This is a genomic window from Mesorhizobium sp. M8A.F.Ca.ET.207.01.1.1, assembly GCF_004794715.1.
Lineage (GTDB): Bacteria > Pseudomonadota > Alphaproteobacteria > Rhizobiales > Rhizobiaceae > Mesorhizobium.
The window spans coordinates 587353-607916 of sequence record NZ_SRUS01000002.1 but is presented as its reverse complement, the minus strand read 5'-3'; the positions used below and the strand labels follow the sequence as shown (position 1 = coordinate 607916).

Sequence of the window (20564 nt, the reverse complement as noted above, 5' to 3'; positions counted from 1 at the left end):
GCCGCCCTGTTGTCCGCCTCAGTTCAAGGTGAAGCTCAGGCCGGCGCCGACACCGACATTGCCGCCCGCCGCCGTGCCCGACAAATTGCCGCGGATGCGGCCGTCCTCGCTGGTGTAGCCGGCGCCGAAGGCAAAGGCGCTCGAATCCCGCCAGAAGCCGCCGCCCGCCGCCACGCTCAGCTTGCCGGGACGGTCGTCATAGCGCAGCGAGGCTGCCGCCAGTCCGATTGCCGCCGCCTGCCGTGCTTCGTCCCTGATGCCGCTGATGTCGGAATTCAGCTGGCTGAGCTTCTGGTCGGTATAATTGTTGGCCTGCTGCAACGTCGTGACCGCCACCTGGTCGGTATAGGTCTTGCTCTGAGCCAGGTTCAGGTTCAGCTGGTTGACGTTGACCGCGTCGGTGCCGGCAACGCCGGGACCGACATTGGAGATGACGACAGGCGCATTCGGGTCGCCGCCCTGCAGCGTTATCTTGTTGGTCTTGGTCGTCGATCCGTCCGGATTGTTGACGGTGTCGTATTGCACGGTGTTTTGGACGGTGCCGCCGATGCCGCCGATCGTCTTGGTCAGGTCCTCGATCGCGGTGTTGGTGGCGTAGAGCTGCGACCCGTTGATCGCATCGGTGCTGCCGGAGGAAACGCGTCCGGCGGCGACATTGGTGATCGTCCGCTCGGTTCCGGCATCGCCGACGCTGACGGTCCCGGTCGGGGTCGTGCCGGCGAAGGCGTAGGTCTTGCCGTTGATGACCGTGCTGGACGTGCCGACGGCGGTCTGCGACACCGAACCCGAACCGAGCGCCACATCGCTGGCGTTGTTGGCCTTGGCGCCTTGGCCGAGTGCCACCGCGCCCTGCCCCGTGGCTGTCGAGCCATTGCCGGCGGCAAGGCTGTTGGTGCCGCTGGCCACGCTGGCCGGCCCGATCGCGACGCTGTCGGTGCCGCTGGCGGTGGAGTCGGCCAGCGTCGAATTGGCGTGGAAATACTTGATGCCGCCGCCATTGCTGATGTTGGTCAGCGCATTGTCGACGGCAGTGAAACCATCAAAGACGGTCGAATAATTGTTGCCCTGGATGGTGTAGGTCGGGCCGGTGATCGAGCCGTCGGGATTGACCGTGGTGCCGCCGCCGAACAGGTTGGAAACGTTTTGCGAGACGCCGCGCAGCTGCGAGACGTTGACGGCATCGGTCCCGGCCGAGCCCGCCGCGACATTGGTGAGCTTGCGCTCGGCGCCCGCGGCGCCGATCGACACTTCGCCGGCCGAGGTCTGCGGAGCGGTCAGGCCAAAGGCGGCGTAGCCGGCCTGCGCGCCAACCGTGGTTGTTGACGACGCACCCAGTGCGACGCTGTTGGCGAAGGTGCTCTGGGCGCCGGCGCCGAGCGCCACCGACTGGATGCCCGATGCGGTCGAGTCGGTGCCGAGCGCGATACCGTCGGCCAGCATCACATGAGCGTTCTGGCCAATGGCGGTGCCGCCAGGCGCCGTCTGGTCGACGATGGCGCCATTGCCGATGCCGACGCCATTGTCGCCGTTGACGACCGTGGTCGGACCGACCGCGACCGATTCCGCTCCTACCGCCAGCGAATCGCCAGCGGTCGAATTGGCATGAAAATATTTCGTCGAGGTGGCAGAGACCGCCGCGATCGCCCCCGCCAGCTGGCGCACCGTAACGGCGTCCTGGTCCTGCGTGCCGTCGGCGACGTTGGTGATCTGCCGGTAGGAGGTGGCGGTACCGACCGAAACGGCGCCGAGCAGCACTTTGTCGGTGGTGTTGTACTGGATGAAGTTCGACGGACCTGCGGCGATCTGCCCGGAAGCGGGAGCGATCGCGCGATCGGACACCGAGCCCGAACCGAGTGCCACGCTGCCGTCGATGCTGGCCGCGCTGTCGCGGCCGAGCGCCAGCCCGCTGACGCCGGTCGCGGTCGCCTGGTAGCCGACGGCCGTGGAGCCGACGCCCTGTGCGAAGGAGTCCGTTTGCGCCAGTCCGGCCTCGTTGGTGCGGGCATAGCGGATGCCCACGCCATTGGCGTCGGTATAGGCGGTCGAGGTGTCACCGGCGATGTTGTTGATCGTGTTGCCGAGATTGGTCACGCCGCTGCCGATGGTGCTGAGCGTGGTGCCGATGGCGTCGACGGCCTGGTTGGTGGCGGCGAGCTGCGAACCGTTGATGGCATCGGTCGACGTCGAGCTGATCCGCCCCGCGGCGACATTGGTGATAGTGCGTTCCGCGCCGGGCGCGCCGATGCTGACCGTCGAGGTCGGGTTGGTGCCCTGGAAGGCGTAGGTGGTGCCGTTGATCACCGCGTTGGGCGTGCCGACCGCTACGGCGGTCACCGAACCCGAGCCGAGCGCCACGTCGCCGGAGCTTGCCGCCGCCGTCGCACCGTTGCCGAGCGCGACATTGCCGGCGAGGCCGGCGGCACCCGCAGTGGAGCCGTTGCCCAGCGCGACGGAGCCTTGCCCGATCGCCTTGTTGCTGTTGCCGATAGCGACAGCACCGTTGGCCGTATTGGCCGCGGTGGCGGTTGCCGTGCCGTCGCTGTTGGCGATGTTGTTGGCGCCGCCGGTAAAGGCGCCGGTGCCGCTGGCGAAGCTAGGATCGCCGATGGCCACCGCGCCGTCGCCGTAAGCAACGTTGTCTGCGCCGATTGCGACAGCCTTCCCCCCGGTCGCGATCGCCCTGGTGCCGATGGCGACGGAGTCGGCGGTATCAGCGGAAGACTGGAGACCGACCGCGATGGCGTTGGTTGCAGTCGCCGCGCTTTCACGCCCCATCGCAAGGGCGTCGTCCCCGGATGACGTCACGTCCGTGCCGACGGCGATGGCGCTCTGTCCGCTGGCGCTCGTCGCAAAACTGGTCTGGCCGATATAGACGGAGTTTATCCCGGACGCGCTCGTCCCAGCGCCGACAGCGACGGCATTCACGGCGGTGGTTCGGGCACCACTGCCGAGAGCGGTACTGCCGGCTCCGCTGGCACCGGCGTTGACGCCGGCGGCGAGGGTATTATTTGCCGTCGCGCTGGCCAGGACGCCGAATGAGGAGGCGTTTGCGCCGCTGGCAACGGCCCCATTGCCGACTGCCGTGCTAAAGTCGGCAGTGGCCTGAGTGGCCTGGCCGAGCGCGACGCCGAAGCCGCCGGAAGCAAGCGAATTGGTGCCGATCGCGATGCTGTTGGGCAGGGCCGTGTTGGCCTGAACGCCTGCCTGCGCGTTCACGCCGAATGCGATGGACTGGTTGCCCCAGGCCTTGGCTGCATCACCCATCGCCGTGGCGCTTGTGCCGATCGCGGCGGCCTGACGTCCTACGGCAGTGGAATTGGCACCGCTGGCGACAGATCCCCAGCCTCCGGCGAACGAATTGGCGCCGCTGGCGGTGGAACTGGTGCCGACCGCCGTGGAGTTACCTCCCGAAGCGACTGAGAAGGTACCCAAAGCATTGGCGCCGGCCAAGGTGGCACTGGCCTGAACGCCGATCGCTACCGAATTGGTGCCACTCGAGATCGTGCCCTGGCCCAGCGCCATCGCGCCGCCGGCGCCGGTGGCTTTTGCGCTCAGGCCGAGAGCCACCGAGTATTGTGCCGACGCAACGGATGAACGTCCGACCGCGATGGCGTCGACCTGGGATGCCGTCACATCCGTGCCGATGCCGATGGCGCTCTGTGCCAGCGCTCCTGTTCCAGCAACGGTGCGCGAACCGAGATAGACCGAATTTAGCTGCGTGGCTTGTGCCTGGAAGCCGAGAGCCACTGCGTTCTGGGCGCCAGCGGCGGCGAAGCTGCCTTGGGCGAGAGAATCCAATCCGGACGCAACGGTGTTTGTGCCGAAAGCGCTCGCGCGCAGCCCGCTCGCAGCAGCGAAGTTGCCTACGGCAGTCGAATTCTGCGCGGTCGCCGCGGATCCTTGACCCATGGCGACAGCCCCGCCGCCTTGGGTTTGCGCATCGACTCCGATCGCAACTGAATTATTCCCGTTGGAAATCGCTCGGCAGCCGATGGCCATGCCTCCCGTCGGCGCTCCGACGGTGGCCGTATATCCTGTGCAACCGATCGCGATGCCGTTGGCACCACTCGCCGTTCCGGCGCCCGCTGTATAGTTACCGCCTGGAATAACTTGGCCAAATGCCTGAGGCGCAATAACCAGCCCCAAGGCGCCGAAAACAGCCCCAATCGCACCGATACCCCGATCTTTACGACGCATGCCTAGAACGCGGGACGCCATGCGCAGTACAGCCATCAGGCGGCGCCGGGCCGAGCGGGAGCGAGGATCGGCATTCGCGATCCAGTGACTGGCGAAAAGCGCCGCGCGATGCTGGACAAACGAGTGACGTGAGATGCAATTGTCGGTCATGGTCCCTCTCAGCGCGCCAGTCGGCATGAAAATGTCAGACCATTCCCCCAAGCGGCAGAAAGACATGATTCTTGTGCGCGGTATTTCACGATCTTGCTGTGTCGGAAGAAAAAATCGCGGAACAACTCGGCAGAGGTTAACGGCTTATTACTTTAGCTGGAACTTTAATAGGTATCACCTATATTTCCAAGATATGCCGCAGCTTATCCGTCACCTGGTCTTCGAGATAAGCTTGTTCGAGCGCGACCGCAGTGGCGTTACATGCCGGTATTTCTTCATCATGGTGGTGAAATGGCTCTGGCTCGAGAAACCGCTGAGATGGGCAATGTCGGCGATCGCCAGGCTGCTCTCGGCAAGCAGTCTCTCCGCAAAATCCAGCCGCAGATCGAGAATATACTGATGCGGCGGCATCCCGAACGTCCGCGAGAAGGCCCGCACGAAGTGATAGGATGAAAGCCCGCAGACCGCGGCCATCTCGGAAATCGCCAGCTTGCGCGAGAAGTTCTCATCCAGGAAGTCCCGCACCTTGCCCGCACTGCTGGCGGAAAGCCCGCCTTTTACATTCGCCAGCGGCTGTCTCACCACATCCGCAATCCATCTTGGGGGGTCATCATCGCGCCGCACCGTTTCGGCCTCCTGAGGGGTCCCTGCGCAAGCCAAACCTTGGCGGCGTCCACGCGGTTCCCGGAAAAATAAATTGTGATGGACCAGGCTGGACCGCCATTACCGGGGGAATTGTCCGGGCCGATAGAATTGTTCGAATAAGCCGGCCGGACGGTGGTGAGGGCGAGCCGGCAAGAGATGTCCCACTCCCCTCGACGTCCATGCCGGTGGCAATGCTCGAAGCATCCGGGCGCATCGACCAATTTCTCGCCCCGACCATGGGCGCATTCGCGATGGACGTATTTTGCAGAACACCGATTTCCTTGCAGGAAATCCCGGTCTCCGAGCCCCGGGCACCTGATGGGGCGGCTTTGCCATACCGCGCGGCGCGGCTCTCCCGGCGAAGCCGTCCGGTTTTCTCTTGGACTCCTGGCCGTAATCGTTTCCGGTTGCAGGCGCAGAAGCGCCTCAGTTTCTGGCGGAAGCATAACCAGTTGGTGTCCTTCCCCTGTACTTCTTCATGGTGGAGGCCAAATGACTTTGATCCGAAAATCCGGCGAGGATCGCCGATGTCGAACTCATGAGCAGCCAAAGCCGACGGTGCTTCGGGAGAGATGGAGACCGGGGCATTTTCCCTGGTCACGGACCAGGCAAGATGGCTGTCCACGCCGGCGGGATTGATGACGAGACACCCGACCGGCACATCGTATTGCTGGAGCTTGTCGCTGCCGAGCGAGGCCCTCAACTTGCGTATGGGCGCAAGCACGATGCCTACGGAGTGTTCCTTGGCCGGGAATGCCTGCGAGCCTGGCCCGCGAACGGAATAGATCACGCTTCCTTGCGCGGTGGCCCTTCGCGGACCGGCACTTTCAGGAATGAGGTCCAGGACGTATCGAGCTGTCCGCTCCCGATCGATGCCTCGGGAAACGCCGCTTTCCCGAGCCTCGTCCGCATTGTTCATTCGCGCTGCCTCAGCCGTATCGACGCTACTTCGAATACCCTTTTCCCGACCCGAACGCAGCGTAACGCACACACCTTGGCTTGGGAAGAACTCCCACGCGCGAAGAAAAATCTTTATTCGAGAAAAGAAAAAAATGGCCAGCGAATAGGAGTTGACGAGCGTTCATTTTCGCCTGGCGCGACGCCTCGTCATCCGGAGTTTCGCCGATCGGTCCCGACACGACCGGTCATGCGATCCTGTATTCTGGTCAACGACTGACTGAGGCGTTCGGCGCAGCCTGCGCGGATCATAACCTGTCCGCGAGATCGACGCCTGCGGTGTGGATCCGGTTATCGGCGGCCGCTGCTACAGATCACCGCGCCGTTTCTCGTACAGATCCCAGGCGAGTTCCACGAAAGCCAGAAGAACGTCGTCCCGATTCCAGCCGGCGGCCACCGCCGCCTGGACGATCTCATTGATGAGAGGCAGCAACTGCTCCTGGCATTCGGCCGACATATCGCCGTCGCCCGCGGGTGGCCCCCGGAAGTTGAAAGTCATCATTCGGCGCCCCCCCTCGCCTTCAATCGAAGTGTTACATCGGTAATTTCATTCCCTCTGATATACAATAGATGTAGCACCAAAGAACAGGAAACCCCGGAGGACCAAAGCAGCACAGGACGATGCCGGATCACACCGGCTCTAAGCTTTCCTCTGGGTCAGGGTGGGCTTTCCCAAAGGGGACTCCATCGAAGCGTGATCGAGCAACTGCTCAGCGCTCGAACGACCGCCCGCCGCCAACAGGGCAGCAATGCTTCGCGGCGGAGGCTCTCGCGGTCGACGGCGCGCTTGCTGCCGCGCGTCGCCTCGTGACGGTCGACGACGCCCAAGGCCGGTGATGGCGAATAGGCTGCCGCGCAGGACGCCGTCCCGGGAAAGCGCGGCAGCGGGCCGCGTCAGAAGGCGACCTGGTCGCCGCCCTTCAATGACAGGATTTCGCGCGCCTCGTCCGGTGTCGCCACTTCCATGCCAAGCCCTTCGATGATCTTGCGCGCCAGCACGACCTGCTCGGCATTCGATTTGGCGAGTTTGCCCTTGCCGGCCCACAGGCTGTCCTCCAGCCCGACGCGGATGTTGCCGCCAAGCGCCGCCGACTGCGCGGCGATGCGCAACTGGCTGGCGCCGGCGCCGAGCACCGACCAGCGAAACTGGTCGCCAAACAAGCGGTCGGCGGTGCGCTTCATATGGGCGACATCCTCCGGATGCGTGCCGATGCCCCCAAGCAGGCCGAACACCGACTGCACGAAGAAGGGCGGCTTCACCAGCCCGCGATCGGCGAAATGGGAAAGGTTGTAGAGATGCGCGATGTCGTAGCACTCGAACTCGAAGCGCGTGCCGTTGTCGTAGCAAGTCGCCAGAATGTATTCGATGTCCTTGAACGAATTGCGGAAGACGAGATCGCGCGTCGCTTCCAGATGCGGCTTTTCCCAGTCGAATTTGAAGGTCTCGTATTTGTCGGCGAGATGGTAGAGCCCGAAATTGATCGAACCCATGTTGAGCGAGGCCACTTCCGGTTTGAACTGAGCGGCCGGCTTCACCCGCTCCTCGACCTTCATGTAGGGACTGCCGCCGGTGGTGATGTTGATGGCGGCATTGGTGCCTTGCTTGACGCGCGGCAGGAAGCGGGCAAACGCCTCCGGCGTCTGGTCGGGCCTGCCGGTCTCGGGATCGCGGGCATGCAGGTGCAGGATTGCCGCTCCCGCCTCGGCCGCCGCGATCGCTTCCGACGCGATCTGGTCCGGCGTGATCGGCAGATAGGGCGACATGGTCGGCGTGTGGATCGCTCCGGTCACCGCGCAGGTGATGATGACCTTGCCCCTGGCCACCGTGGCGCCGGGCTTGCGGCTGGTTTCTTTCATTGTCCGAACTCCTGATCCGATTTCTTCTTGTGCGCCGCCAGCGCCATCAGCCGGCGATCGCGCCACACTTGCCGCTCGCCTAGTTTTTCCCTCGGCAGGCGTTTGCCGCGCTCGGCCTCGACCGTCTCCATCACCTCGCCCGCCCAGTCGATCCGGCGCAACATCTGCGGGAAGATGTTGGAATAGATGCCCTGGTAACGCTCGACATAGTCGCGCACGCCGCCGGGCGCGTTGAGGTCGATGGTCTCGAACGGTCCCATGAAGGACCAGCGCAGCGCCAGCCCGTCGCGGATGCCGATATCGACGTCCTCGACGCTGGCATAGCCGTCGGCGACGAGCCGGAACGCTTCCTCCAGCAACGCGCCCTGCAGGCGGTTCATGATGAACCCGTCGAGTTCGCGCTTCATCACCAGCGGCGCATGGCCGGCCTCGATGAGGAAGGCGCGTGTTCTTTCGAGCGTCTCGGCCGATGTCCACGGCGCTGGCACGACCTCGGCGGCGGGAATGAGGTAGGGCGGATTGATCGGATGCACGACAAGGCAGCGATGCCGCCCTTGCAAATGGTCGGTGAATTTCGACGGCAACAGCGCCGAGCTGGAACTGGCGATCACCGCTCGCGGATCGGCAGCAGAGTCGATCAGCGAAAACACCTCACGCTTGACCTCGAGATTTTCCGGCGTGTTCTCCTGGACATGGATCGCGCCGGCCAGCGCCTCGCCGAGTTCGGCGGCAACAGTGATGCGATCGAGCACGGTGGCGGCGGACTGTCCCCGCAGCAGGTCGTTGGCAGCGAGATCGCCGAGCACACCTTCTATGTAGTCGCGCGCGCCGCCGGTCGCGGCGCGGGACTGGTCCCACATGCGGACGTCATGACCGGCGCGCGCGAAACTGATCGCCCAGGCCCGCCCGATGAATCCGCTGCCGACGATCGCAACCTGTGCCATGGATCTTGCCCTCAAAGTGTTTCGACATTGCCGTCGACGCCGAGCGACTGGCCGGAAATGTTTATCCCCGCATCCGAAAGCAGGAAGGCGACCATCGAGGCGACATCATAAGGGCTGGTCATGCGGCGCAGCGAGATGTTCTGCAGATAGCGCCCGGTCATTTCTTCGTGGCTGATGCCGATCTGCCTGGCGCGCGCCGAGATGACGCCCTCGATGCGGGGACCCTCGATGATGCCGGGCAGGATGGCATTGACCCTGATGCCGTGCGGCCCGAGCTCCTTGGCAAGGCTCTGTGTGAAGCCGATCACGCCGAACTTGGCGGCCGAGTAGGGCGTGCGGAAAGCATAGCCGTGGCGGCCGGCTGCCGACGACATCGAGACGATCGAGCCGCCTCCCGCCGCCTTGATCATCGGCACGGCGCGCCGCGCGCACAGAAACTGGCCGGTCAGGCAGACATCGAGACAGCGCCGCCAGTCGTCCGGCTCGATCTCGTCGACGCCGCCGGTCGGGCCGGCAATGCCGGCATTGTTGATCAGGGCATCGAGCCCGCCGAGCTTTTCGGCGACCGTCTCGAACAGCCGGTCGACGTCGTCTTCGTGTGAGACGTCGGCCTTGACCGCGGCCACCAGATCGATCTTGCCGGGAGCGGCAGCCAGCGCCTCGTCGGACACGTCGCAGACGACGATGCGCGCCCCGAGCCGCGACAGCGTGTCGGCGATGGCGAAACCAATGCCGCCGGCGCCCGCTGTCACCAGCACGCGCTGTCCATTGAGGCCGGCCAGAAATTCCGCCGCCGTTTCAGGTGCCTTTGTGCTCATCGTTCCGTCCTTCCCATCGAGAACCTGTGACTGCAGATCAGCCCCTATTTCTACATGCTGCACGATTCGGGAAACTATTCGACCGCCAACGAATATCATCAGGAGATGTTCGCGGCCCTGCGTGATCGCGACGGCGAGGCCGTCAGGGCCGCGGTGCGCTCCGATATCGACGCCGCTTTCAATGTCCTGGTTGGCTTGCTCAAATAACCGTGCGCCGGCCGTTCTCTCACCGGCGGAGCCCAATGGGTGAGTGTGGAAATCGCCGGCTGCATTGCCTTCCGCGGGCGCTCGCTGGATAGTCCTGGCAATGTTCGAGACCCTGGCGATTCACTGGCCCCAAATACTGGCGATCATCTCGGTGGTGATGGCGACCATCGGCATTGCCCATGCAGTCATGACCAAGGAGGACGTCCGCGCCGCCACCGGCTGGGTCGGCATCATGGTGCTGTCGCCGATTCTCGGCGTGCTGATCTATGCCGTGGCCGGCATCAACCGCATCCGCCGCGCCACGATCAGCGCGCAGCGCCCGCTTGCCGAGGGCCTGGTGTCGGCCAAGCATGAGCGCGACGTCGCCGCCGAAGAGGCGCTGATCATCGAGCGCTATGGACAGCGGTTCACCGGCCTCAGAACGCTGGGCGACAGGGTGGCGCGGCGCGCGCTCAACCCGGGAAATGCAATCGACGTGCTGGAAAGCGGCGACGAGGCCTACCCCGCCATGTGCGCGGCGATCGACGGGGCCGAGCGCAGCGTCCTGCTCGAGACCTATATTTTCGACAATGACGCGGTCGGCCTGCTTTTCGTCGAAGCGCTGGCCGGCGCTGTCCAGCGCGGCGTCACCGTGCGTGTGCTGATCGATGCCGTCGGCGCCCGCTACTCCGTCCCCAGCATCCTGGGGCATCTGCGCCGCGCCAACATCACGGCGGATGTCTTCAACGGCAACATCGTCATGGGCCTGCGCTTGCCCTATGCCAACCTGCGGACCCACCGCAAGATCCTGGTGGTCGACGGCACGGTTGCCTTTACCGGCGGCATGAACATCCGCAAGGGTTTTTCGGCGGAGTTCGCCGGGTCGAACAGCGCCAAGGACACGCATTTCCAGGTCACCGGACCCGTTGTCGCCGATCTCTTCTCGGTCGCCGCGGAAGACTGGCGCTTCGCCACCAAGGAGGCGCTGAAGGGCGATGCCTGGCGGATCACACCGGTTTCACCGCCCGCTGGCCAGCCGATGCTGGTGCGTGCGGTTGCATCCGGGCCGGACGCCAGCAACGAAACCAACCACAAACTGATGATCGGCGCCTTCTCGGTCGCGCGCAAGTCGATACGCCTGATGTCGCCCTATTTCCTGCCGGACCGGGAACTGATCAGCGCCCTGGTTACCGCGGCCAGGCGCGGCGTCGAGATCGATGTCGTGGTGCCGGCGGTGAACAACCTCTTCCTCGTCGACCGCGCCATGACCGCCCAATTCGACCAGATCCTGAAGAATTATTGCCGCATATGGCGCACGGAAGGCCCCTTCGATCATTCCAAGCTGCTTTCGATCGACGGCGTATGGGCTTATGTCGGGTCCTCCAACCTCGATGCACGTTCGCTGCGGCTCAACTTCGAGATCGATCTGGAGGTCCTCGACGCGGGTTTTGCCACCGAGATCGAGACCCGGATCGGATCGGCGATCGAAACGGCCGTTCCAGTGACGCTGGCCTCCTTGCGCGCGCGGCCCTTCATCATCCGCCTGTTTGACCGCATCCTCTGGCTGGGATCGCCCTATCTCTGAGAAATCCTGTCTTTAACAAAATGACGTGTTTGCCCGATAGCGTGTCGCCAACCATGGAACATCGGCCGAATGACTCTATTTCTGGGTGCATGATGAGAACGGCAGGGATGATGGGCACGCTATGCGAATGAATGGGCGCAGCCTGCCGGCCAGCATGCTCCTGTCCATTCGCGACAGGCGGATGCGCAAGGCCAACGCCTTGTCGCCGAAGAAGGACGGCGTCACCGGGACGCTGGTCGCCTCCTACAACGTCCACAAATGCATTGGCGTCGACCGCAAGTTCGATCCCGACCGCACCAGCCGCGTCATCCGCGAGATCGCTCCCGACGTCATCGCCCTACAGGAGGCCGACAATCGCTTTGGCGACCGCGACGGGCTCCTCGACCTGCACCGTCTTGAACTGGAAACCGGCCTCGTGCCTGTGCCCATTTCCGCAACGGGCAAAGGCCATGGCTGGCACGGCAATGTCCTGCTGTTCAAAAGGGGCGTCGTTCGCGACGTGCATCAGATCAGGCTTCCAGGTCTCGAACCCCGCGGTGCCGTGGTGGCCGAGATCGATCTCGACGGGAACCAGTCCTTGCGCATCATCGCGGCCCATCTGGGGTTGCTGCGCCGCTCCCGCTCGCAGCAGGCCCAGGTCGTGCTTGATATCATGAACAGCCCCGACGAGAAGCCGACGCTCCTGCTCGGCGATCTGAACGAATGGCGGCTCGGAAACCGCTCCGCGCTGAACACGCTGCACGCAACCTTCGGCCCGCAGCCGCCAGCAGTCCCCACCTTCCCGTCCAACCTGCCGCTGCTGGCACTCGACCGGATCATGGCCAACCGGCACGGCATGATCGCGACCGTCGAAGCGCATGACACGCCGCTGTCGCGCGTGGCCTCCGACCATCTGCCGCTGACCGCCTTCGTTCGCCTGTAGCATGTGGCCGATAACACCTTGATGTCGCCGGCGTCGCAAAGCGTGTGGATTCGGGCGGAACACCCGGTTCTTCAGCGAGTTTATGTGTTGAATATACAGGAGGATGGAATGAAAAAGTTGATTTTGGCCTCGGTGCTGGCATTCGCCGCGACAGCGGCAGCGATGGCGCCAACCCAAGCCGCCAGCCTGACTATCCAGTCCGACGACGGCGGCCAATATTCCTCGGATGACGATTCCGGAATCGTCGTTCGCCGTCATCATATGCGCCACTATGACAACGAGTATGACGGCGACCAGAACGCTCAGTACGATGACTACGACAATGGCGGCTACCGCTGGCGCCACCACCATCACCGCTGCCACACGGAAACGATTGTGCATTGGCGCCACCACCACAGAGTGTTCGAGGACGTTCGCGTCTGCGGCTGAGTCGCTCCGTCTCCTGATCCAACCGTCTCCTGATCCAACCCTTGGCGGGTTGCCGCCAAGGATAGCCGTTGACAGCCGTCGCCTCCCGCCGACGCCGCCATTGCCGCATTGCACAAATTTCCGAGCGTGCCCACAATGCGGGCATGATCCGAACTTCACTCGCCGTCCTGGTGATCGACGAAAACCGCATCCGTGCCTCGATAATCGAGGCTGGCTTGCGCGAGGCGGGCCATCAGCGGGTCACCGTCATCCATGACGTCAGTGGCATTGCGCGCCGCATCGCCGAGATCGAGCCCGACGTCATCGTCATCGACCTGGAAAACCCCAACCGCGACATGCTGGAAAACATGTTCCAGCTGTCACGTGCGGTAAAGCGGCCGATCGCCATGTTCGTCGACCGCTCCGACCAGGCCTCGATCGAGGCCGCGGTCGATGCCGGCGTTTCGGCCTATGTCGTCGACGGGTTGAGGCAGGAGCGCGTCAAGCCGATCCTCGACATGGCGGTGAGCCGCTTCAACGCTTTCTCGCGCATGGCGCGCGAACTGGACGAGGCGCGCAGCGAGCTCGAGAGCCGCAAGGTGATCGACCGCGCCAAGGGCATCCTGATGAAATCGCGCGGCCTGAGCGAAGAGGCCGCCTATACGCTGCTGCGCAAGACGGCGATGAACCAGAACCGCAAGATCAGCGATATCGCCCAGAGCCTGGTGACTGCCGCCGGGCTTCTCGGACCGGAGGACGAATAGACATGGGCGCCGAGCACCAGATCACCGCCGGCTTCATGCCGCTTTTCGATAGCGCCGTCCTGGCGGCAGCCGGCGAACTGGGCTTTGCCGCGCGCGAAGGCATCGATCTGGCGCTGCACCGCGAGACCTCCTGGGCCAATATCCGCGACCGCATCGCCATCGGCCATTTCGACCTTGCGCACATGCTGGGACCGATGCCGCTTGCCTGCAATCTTGGCCTCACCCCCCTCGCCTCCGAGACCATCGTGCCCTTTTCGCTGGGGCTCGGCGGCAACTGCGTCACCATCTCCAACGCCGTGTGGGCCGGCATGGTGGCGCACGGCGCCGTACCCGATCTCGATCCGGCTCGCGCTGGCGCGGCCCTCGGTGCGTTCATCCGCGAGCGGGCGGCCGCCGGCCGCGAGGCGCTGCGCTTTGCCGTCGTGCACCCGCATTCCGGGCACAATTACGAACTGCGCTACTGGCTTGCCGCCTGCGGCATCGATCCAGAGCGGCAGATCGAGATCGTGATTGTGCCGCCGCCCTTCATGGCCGACGCGCTGGCCACTGGGCGCATCGACGGCTATTGCGTCGGCGAACCCTGGAACAGCGCCGCGGTGGCGGCCGGCACCGGCCATATCGTCACCGTGAAGGCGCTGCTCTGGCGCAACAGCCCGGAAAAGGTCATCGGCGCGCGCAAGGCCTGGGCCGAGCAAAATCCCGAGGCCCTGGCTGCACTGCTGCGCGCATTGCATCACTCGGCGCGCTGGTGCCAGGACCCTGCAAATCGCGCCGAACTGGCCGCGCTGATGGCGCAACCCGGCTTCCTTGGCCAGGAGGCGGCCATTCAGATGCCGATCCTGACCGGGCATCTGCGGCTCGGCGGCGGCGCACAGCGGACCGTCGAGGACTTCTTCGTGCCTTTCGACAAGGCCGCCAATTTCCCCTGGAAGAGCCATGCGCTGTGGTTCTACACCCAGATGGTGCGCTGGGGTCATGTCGCGCACACGCCGGAGAATCTCGCCATCGCCCGCGACTGCTACCGGCCCGACCTTTACCGGTCGGCGCTGAAGCCGCTCGGCGTCGCGCTGCCGGGCGCCAATGCCAAGGTCGAGGGTGCGCTGAAGGTGGCGACGCCGGTGGGCTCGGCGGGCGCCAGCCTAGTGCTCGGCCCGGACGGCTTCTTCAACGGCCAGATCTTCGATCCGGACCAGATCGACGCCTATGTCGACAGCCAAAAAACGACCCTCGGAGAAGCCTGATCATTTCTGCGCCATCCTTGTGCATTGCACAAAAATTATGCGCCCCTGTAGGCAAGGTGATCAATGTTTGACCCCAATCGCGGTGGATCGAGTTGCCGCGTGATGCTCCGATCCCACTGAATTCATTTGATGTTTTCTTCCAGAAGGAAACTGGCACGGTTCCTGCATTGAAATGAGCGAGCCCTTCTCGGGCAACGGAACAGGCGTCCAATGGCGGGCGCCACAGGCAAAGCTGCCGCTCAGGCCACTGCGCAATCCCCAGGGATGCGCGAAGGCCTGGACGGCGGCTTTTTTGTTTTTGGCCGAACACGCAATCGACGGCGCTTCCAAGGCGCTCAACCGGAGACGACGATGACGAAACGGATCGGAACTGGCACATCCCTCAAGGATTTCACCCGCCGTGATTTTCTGGCCAGCAGCGCGCTGACGGCGGGACTGTTTATTGCCGCAAGGACATTGTTTCCCGCGGGCGCCCATGCCGAAGGCAAAGGTCCCGAAGTGACCGGCGCCAAGCTCGGCTTCATCGCGCTGACCGATGCCGCGCCTCTGATCATCGCCAAGGAGAAGGGCCTGTTCGCGAAATTCGGCATGCCTGATGTCGAGGTGCTCAAGCAGGCCTCCTGGGGGGCGACGCGAGACAATCTGATGCTCGGCGGCGAAGCCAACGGCATCGACGGCGCCCACATCCTGACGCCGATGCCTTATCTCATGCACACCGGCAAGGTGACGCAGAACAACCAGCCGCTGCCGATGGCAGTCGTCGCTCGCCTCAACTACGATTGCCAGGGCATTTCAGTAGCCCAGGAGTATGCCGCCACCGGCGTCGGCCTCGATGCCTCCAAGCTGAAGGACGCCTTCGCCGCCAAGAAGGCGGCAGGCAAGGAGGTCAAGGCCGCCATGACCTTCCCGGGCGGCACACATGATCTGTGGCTGCGCTACTGGCTGGCCGCCGGCGGCATCAACCCCGACAAGGACGTCTCGACCATCGTCGTGCCGCCGCCGCAGATGGTGGCCAACATGAAGGTCGGCAACATGGACGTGTTCTGCGTCGGCGAACCGTGGAACGAACAGCTCGTCCACCAGGGCGTCGGCTTCACCGCCGCCACGACCGGCGAGATCTGGAAGGGTCATCCGGAAAAGGCGCTCGGCCTGCGCGCCGCCTTCATCGAGAAATACCCGAACGCCACCAAGGCGATCGTCATGGCGGTGATGGCGGCACAGCAATGGTGCGACGCCAAGGAGAACAAGGACGAGATGGCCGCCATCATCGGCAAGCGGCAATGGATGAACGTGCCTGTCGCCGACATCGTCGGCCGCCTCAAGGGCGACATCAACTACGGCAACGGCCGGGTCGCCACCGCCACCGACCTCTACATGAAATTCTGGAAGGGCGGCGTCTCCTACCCATTCAAGAGCCACGACAGCTGGTTCCTCGCCGAGAACATCCGCTGGGGCAAGTTCGCGCCGACCACCGACATCAAGGCGCTGGTCGACCAGGTCAACCGCGAGGATATCTGGCGCGAGGCGGCCAAGGAACTCGGTGTCGCGGCAAGCGACATCCCGGCCTCGTCTTCGCGCGGCGTCGAGACTTTCTTCGACGGCAAGACTTTCGATCCGGCCAACCCCTCGGCTTATCTCGACAGCCTGACGATCAAGGCATCGGCCTAGTCAGGCCAAACGGCATTTCGCCGTCTCTCGTTCAGTTCGACCAGACGCCACGGAGTTTTCCCAGGACATGTCCATCCAAGCCATCGAGGACACCAAGGTAAAAGCATTCCCGGCCAAGCCGGCCGAGGTGGTCGCCTTCACCGCCAAGACGCGGCGGCGCATTGATCTGGTATCGATCGCAGGCAAGGTCGCCAGCGCCCTCGTCCCGCCCGCCATCGTCATCGCCCTTCTGCTCGTCGTCTGGCAGGTCGCCTGCTCGTCGCCGACGGCAAGCCTGCCGCCGCCGAGCCAGGTATGGAACGAAGCCTATGACCTGATCGCGCATCCGTTCTTCGACAACGGCCCCCAGGACATCGGTCTTGCCTGGCGGGTGCTGATCTCGCTGCAGCGCGTCGCCATCGGCTTCGGCATGGCGGCGGTGGTCGGCGTCGCGCTCGGCGCGCTGGTCGGTCAGTCGGTCTGGGCGATGCGCGGCCTCGATCCGGTGTTCCAGATCCTGCGCACCGTGCCGCCGCTCGCCTGGCTGCCACTGTCGCTCGCCGCCTTCCGCGACTCCAATCCATCGGCGCTGTTCGTGATCTTCATCACCTCGATCTGGCCGGTCATCATCAACACCGCCGTCGGCGTGCGCAACATCCCGCAGGACTACCGCAACGTCGCCCGCATCCTGCGGCTGAACCAGCTCGAATTCTTCGTCAAGATCATGGTGCCGGCCGCGGCGCCTTACATCTTCACCGGCTTGAGGATCGGCATCGGCCTATCCTGGCTTGCCATCGTCGCGGCCGAAATGCTGACCGGCGGCGTCGGCATCGGCTTCTTCATCTGGGACGCGTGGAACTCGTCACGGCTGCCCGACATCATCGTCGCGCTCGCCTATATCGGCGTCACCGGCTTCTGCCTCGACCGCCTGGTCGCGGCGGTCGGCGCCTTTGTCACCCGCGGCACGACGGCAAAGTGAGGACAGCGCCATGACCGCCTATCTCAAACTCGACCACATCGACAAATCCTTCGCGCGTGGCGGCCAGGTCAGCGAGGTGCTGAGGGACATCAGGCTGACCATCCACAAGGGCGAATTCGTCTCCATCATAGGTCATTCGGGTTGCGGCAAGTCGACCTTGCTCAACCTGATCGCCGGCTTGACCAAGGTTTCCGCCGGCGCCGTGCTTTTGGAAGACAAGGAAGTCGACAGCCCCGGCCCCGAACGTGCCGTGGTGTTCCAGAACCATTCGCTGTTGCCGTGGCTGACCGTCTACGAAAACATCAACCTGGCGGTGTCGAAAGTCTTCGGCCGTTCGAAGAGCAAGGCCGAGCGGCATGACTGGATCATGCGCAATCTCGACCTCGTGCAGATGGCGCATGCAAGCGACAAGCGCCCGGCCGAAATCTCCGGCGGCATGAAGCAGCGCGTCGGCATCGCACGGGCGTTGGCCATGGAGCCCAAGATCCTGCTGCTCGACGAGCCGTTCGGAGCTCTCGACGCGCTGACGCGCGCCCATCTGCAGGACGCCGTGATGGATATCCATTCCAGGCTCGGCTCGACGACGATCATGATCACCCATGACGTCGACGAGGCGGTGCTGCTGTCCGACCGCATCGTCATGATGACCAACGGTCCGGCCGCGACCATCGGCGAAGTGCTTCCCGTGCCGCTGGCGCGGCCACGCCGGCGCATCGAACTTGCTTCCGACCGCACCTTCCTGCGCTGCCGCGAGGCGGTGCTGAAATTCCTCTACGAACGCCACCGCTTCGTCGAAGCCGCGGAGTAACGCCATGACCGAAAAACTCGTCATCATCGGCAACGGCATGGCCCCCGGGCGCATGCTGGAGCATCTGCTGGAGCAGGCGCCGGGCCGCTACGCCGTCACCATCTTCAACGCCGAGCCGCGCGTGAACTACGACCGCATCATGCTGTCGCCGGTTCTCTCCGGCGAGAAGGCCTATGAGGAAATCATCATCCATGGCGACGGATGGTACATCAAGCACGGCATCACCCTCTACAAAGGCCACAAGATCGTGGCCATCGACCGGACGGCGAAGACGATCACCTCCGATCATGGCGTCACCGAGCCCTACGACAAGCTCGTCATCGCCACCGGCTCGGTGCCGTTCATCATCCCGGTGCCGGGCCACAATCTGCCGGGCGTACTGACCTATCGCGACCTGGACGACGTCCAGGCAATGATGCTCGCCGCCCAGTCGCGGGCCAAGGCCGTGGTCATCGGCGGCGGCCTGCTCGGATTGGAGGCGGCGGCCGGCCTCAACGCGCAAGGCATGGACGTCACCGTGCTGCATGTCATGCCGACGCTGATGGAGCGCCAACTCGATCCGGCCGCCGGCTATCTCCTGCAGCGCGCGGTGGAGGAGCGCGGCATCAAGGTCATCACCAAGGCCAACACCCAGGCGATTACGGGCAATGGCAAGGTCGAGCAGGTGGAACTCGCCGACGGCACCATCATCCCGGCGACGCTGGTGGTGATGGCGGTCGGCATCAGGCCAAACGCCGCGCTGGCCAAGGATGCAGGCGTCGCCGTCAACAGAGGCATCGTCGTCGATGCCGGCATGCGCAGCAACGACCCCGACATCTTCGCGCTCGGCGAATGCGCCGAGGTGGGCGGCATGGTTTATGGGCTGGTGGCGCCGCTCTACGAGATGGCGCGTGTTGCCGCTCATCAGCTTGCCGGCGACGAGACAGCTGCCTTCGTCCACATGGACACGCCGACCAAGCTCAAGGTCACCGGCATCGACCTCTTTTCGCTCGGCGACTTCGCCGACGGCGACGACCGCCAGGAGATCGTGCTGCGCGATGCTTCCGCCGGCGTCTACAAACGCCTGGTGCTCAAGGACGACCGCATCATCGGCACGGTGCTTTATGGCGAGACATCGGACGGCGCCTGGTTCAACGACCTGAAGAAGAAACAGACCGACATATCGCAAATGCGCGATACGTTGATCTTCGGCCAGTCCTACCAGGGGGGTGCCCCGCTGGACCCTATGGCGGCCGTTGCAGCCTTGCCGGATGATGCGGAAATCTGCGGCTGCAACGGCGTTTGCAAGGGCAAGATCACGGGCGCGATCACGGGCAAGGGCCTGACTTCGCTCGACGACGTGCGCGCCCACACCAAGGCGTCGGCCTCCTGCGGCTCCTGCACCGGGCTGGTCGAAAAGCTGATGGTGTTGACCCTCGGCGACACCTACAACCCGGCCGCCGTACAGCCCATGTGCTCCTGCACCACGTTCGGCCATGACGAGGTGCGTCGGCTGATCAAGGCCAAGGCGCTGAAGACCATTCCGGCGGTCATGCAGGAACTGGAATGGAAGACCTCCTGCGGCTGCGCCAAATGCCGGCCGGCGCTCAACTACTACCTCGTCTGCGACTGGCCTGACGACTACGCCGACGACTACCAGTCGCGCTTCATCAACGAGCGCGTCCACGCCAACATCCAGAAGGACGGCACCTATTCGGTGGTGCCGCGCATGTGGGGCGGCGTGACCAACGCCGCCGAACTGCGCGCCATCGCCGACGTCGTCGACAAGTTCGAGATCCCGATGGTCAAGGTCACTGGCGGCCAGCGCATCGACATGCTCGGCATCCGCAAGGAGGATTTGCCGGCGGTGTGGGCCGATCTCGGCCAGGCCGGCTTCGTTTCCGGCCATGCTTACGCCAAGGGGCTGCGCACGGTGAAGACCTGCGTCGGCTCGGACTGGTGCCGCTTCGGCACGCAGGATTCGACCGGTCTCGGCATTCGCATCGAGAAATTCATGTGGGGCTCGTGGACCCCCGCCAAGGTCAAGATGGCGGTGTCGGGTTGTCCGCGCAACTGCGCCGAGGCGACGTGCAAGGATGTCGGCGTGATCTGCGTCGACAGCGGCTACGAGATCCACTTCGCCGGTGCCGCCGGTCTCGATATCAAGGGCACGGAAGTGCTCGGCCTGGTCAGGACCGAGGACGAGGCGCTGGAGCACATCGTGGCGCTGACGCAGATGTATCGCGAGCAAGGCCGATACCTCGAGCGCATCTACAAATGGGCCAAGCGCATCGGCATAGCCGAGGTCAAGCGCCAGATCATGGACGATGGCGAGAAGCGTCGAGCCTATTACGAGCGCTTCGTCTTTTCGCAGAAGTTTGCCCAGGTCGATCCGTGGTCCGAGCGCGTCTCCGGCAAGGACAAGCACGAGTTCCGGCCGATGGCTTCGGTCGGGTTTGCGCAGGCGGCGGAGTGAC

17 protein-coding genes are annotated in these 20564 nt (G+C 64.3%); 10 read left to right on the top strand and 7 right to left on the bottom strand.

The window, feature by feature from the left end; genetic code table 11:
• Window positions 1-18: 18 nt before the first annotated feature.
• The 7 genes from EN850_RS07750 to EN850_RS07720 form a co-directional block, all read right to left on the bottom strand.
• Entirely contained in the window at window positions 19-4347 is a 4329-nt protein-coding gene (locus tag EN850_RS07750) for a YadA-like family protein (protein WP_136090938.1), read from the bottom strand.
• Window positions 4348-4557: 210 nt separating this feature from the next.
• Window positions 4558-4971 (bottom strand): AraC family transcriptional regulator, encoded by a 414-nt coding sequence (locus EN850_RS07745; RefSeq protein WP_246689161.1) that lies wholly within the window; start codon window positions 4969-4971, stop codon window positions 4558-4560.
• Window positions 4958-5911, bottom strand: coding sequence for a hypothetical protein (locus tag EN850_RS36280; protein WP_189591023.1), 954 nt, complete (start codon window positions 5909-5911; stop codon window positions 4958-4960). The genes EN850_RS07745 and EN850_RS36280 overlap by 14 nt, the downstream gene beginning before the upstream one ends.
• Before the next feature lie 345 nt (window positions 5912-6256).
• A complete protein-coding gene (locus EN850_RS07735) occupies window positions 6257-6451 on the bottom strand; it encodes a hypothetical protein (RefSeq protein WP_127280931.1) in 195 nt (64 codons plus the stop codon).
• Window positions 6452-6843: 392 nt separating this feature from the next.
• The gene (locus EN850_RS07730) at window positions 6844-7806 is read right to left on the bottom strand and encodes a 3-keto-5-aminohexanoate cleavage protein (RefSeq protein WP_127869839.1); all 963 of its coding nucleotides are present in this window, start codon (window positions 7804-7806) and stop codon (window positions 6844-6846) included.
• Window positions 7803-8750, bottom strand: coding sequence for a 3-hydroxyacyl-CoA dehydrogenase (locus EN850_RS07725; protein ID WP_136090936.1), 948 nt, complete (start codon window positions 8748-8750; stop codon window positions 7803-7805). Before EN850_RS07725 ends, EN850_RS07730 begins: the two co-directional genes overlap by 4 nt.
• 11 nt (window positions 8751-8761) lie before the next feature.
• Window positions 8762-9568, bottom strand: a complete 807-nt coding sequence (locus EN850_RS07720; RefSeq protein ID WP_135929262.1) for an SDR family oxidoreductase — start codon at window positions 9566-9568, stop codon at window positions 8762-8764.
• Window positions 9569-9622: 54 nt separating this feature from the next.
• On the opposite strand from EN850_RS07720, the gene EN850_RS07715 reads away from it, so the two are divergent.
• The 10 genes from EN850_RS07715 to nirB all read left to right on the top strand — a co-directional run bounded on the left by EN850_RS07715 (window position 9623) and on the right by nirB (window position 20563).
• Window positions 9623-9775 (top strand): hypothetical protein, encoded by a 153-nt coding sequence (locus EN850_RS07715; protein WP_246689160.1) that lies wholly within the window; start codon window positions 9623-9625, stop codon window positions 9773-9775.
• 100 nt (window positions 9776-9875) lie between these two features.
• Window positions 9876-11339 carry a phosphatidylserine/phosphatidylglycerophosphate/cardiolipin synthase family protein gene (locus EN850_RS07710; RefSeq protein WP_135881273.1) on the top strand — a complete coding sequence of 488 codons (1464 nt, stop codon included), beginning with the start codon at window positions 9876-9878 and terminating at the stop codon, window positions 11337-11339.
• 121 nt (window positions 11340-11460) lie between these two features.
• Window positions 11461-12261, top strand: a complete 801-nt coding sequence (locus tag EN850_RS07705) for an endonuclease/exonuclease/phosphatase family protein (protein ID WP_127275589.1) — start codon at window positions 11461-11463, stop codon at window positions 12259-12261.
• A gap of 108 nt (window positions 12262-12369) precedes the next feature.
• The gene (locus EN850_RS07700) at window positions 12370-12690 is read left to right on the top strand and encodes a hypothetical protein (protein WP_127275590.1); all 321 of its coding nucleotides are present in this window, start codon (window positions 12370-12372) and stop codon (window positions 12688-12690) included.
• 143 nt (window positions 12691-12833) lie between these two features.
• Window positions 12834-13433: an ANTAR domain-containing response regulator gene (locus tag EN850_RS07695; protein WP_135915077.1), complete on the top strand. Its 600-nt coding sequence runs from the start codon at window positions 12834-12836 to the stop codon at window positions 13431-13433.
• Window positions 13434-13435: 2 nt separating this feature from the next.
• Window positions 13436-14674, top strand: coding sequence for a CmpA/NrtA family ABC transporter substrate-binding protein (locus EN850_RS07690; RefSeq protein ID WP_189591022.1), 1239 nt, complete (start codon window positions 13436-13438; stop codon window positions 14672-14674).
• 351 nt (window positions 14675-15025) lie between these two features.
• Window positions 15026-16342 (top strand): CmpA/NrtA family ABC transporter substrate-binding protein, encoded by a 1317-nt coding sequence (locus tag EN850_RS07685; RefSeq protein ID WP_135881275.1) that lies wholly within the window; start codon window positions 15026-15028, stop codon window positions 16340-16342.
• Between the two features lie 67 nt (window positions 16343-16409).
• Window positions 16410-17300, top strand: a complete 891-nt coding sequence (gene ntrB, locus EN850_RS07680) for a nitrate ABC transporter permease (RefSeq protein WP_127275594.1) — start codon at window positions 16410-16412, stop codon at window positions 17298-17300.
• A 10-nt stretch (window positions 17301-17310) separates the two neighbouring features.
• Window positions 17311-18108: an ABC transporter ATP-binding protein gene (locus EN850_RS07675; RefSeq protein WP_127869846.1), complete on the top strand. Its 798-nt coding sequence runs from the start codon at window positions 17311-17313 to the stop codon at window positions 18106-18108.
• Window positions 18109-18112: 4 nt separating this feature from the next.
• On the top strand, window positions 18113-20563 hold the full coding sequence (gene nirB, locus EN850_RS07670; protein ID WP_127869847.1) for a nitrite reductase large subunit NirB: 2451 nt from the start codon (window positions 18113-18115) through the stop codon (window positions 20561-20563).
• Window position 20564 lies beyond the last annotated feature (1 nt).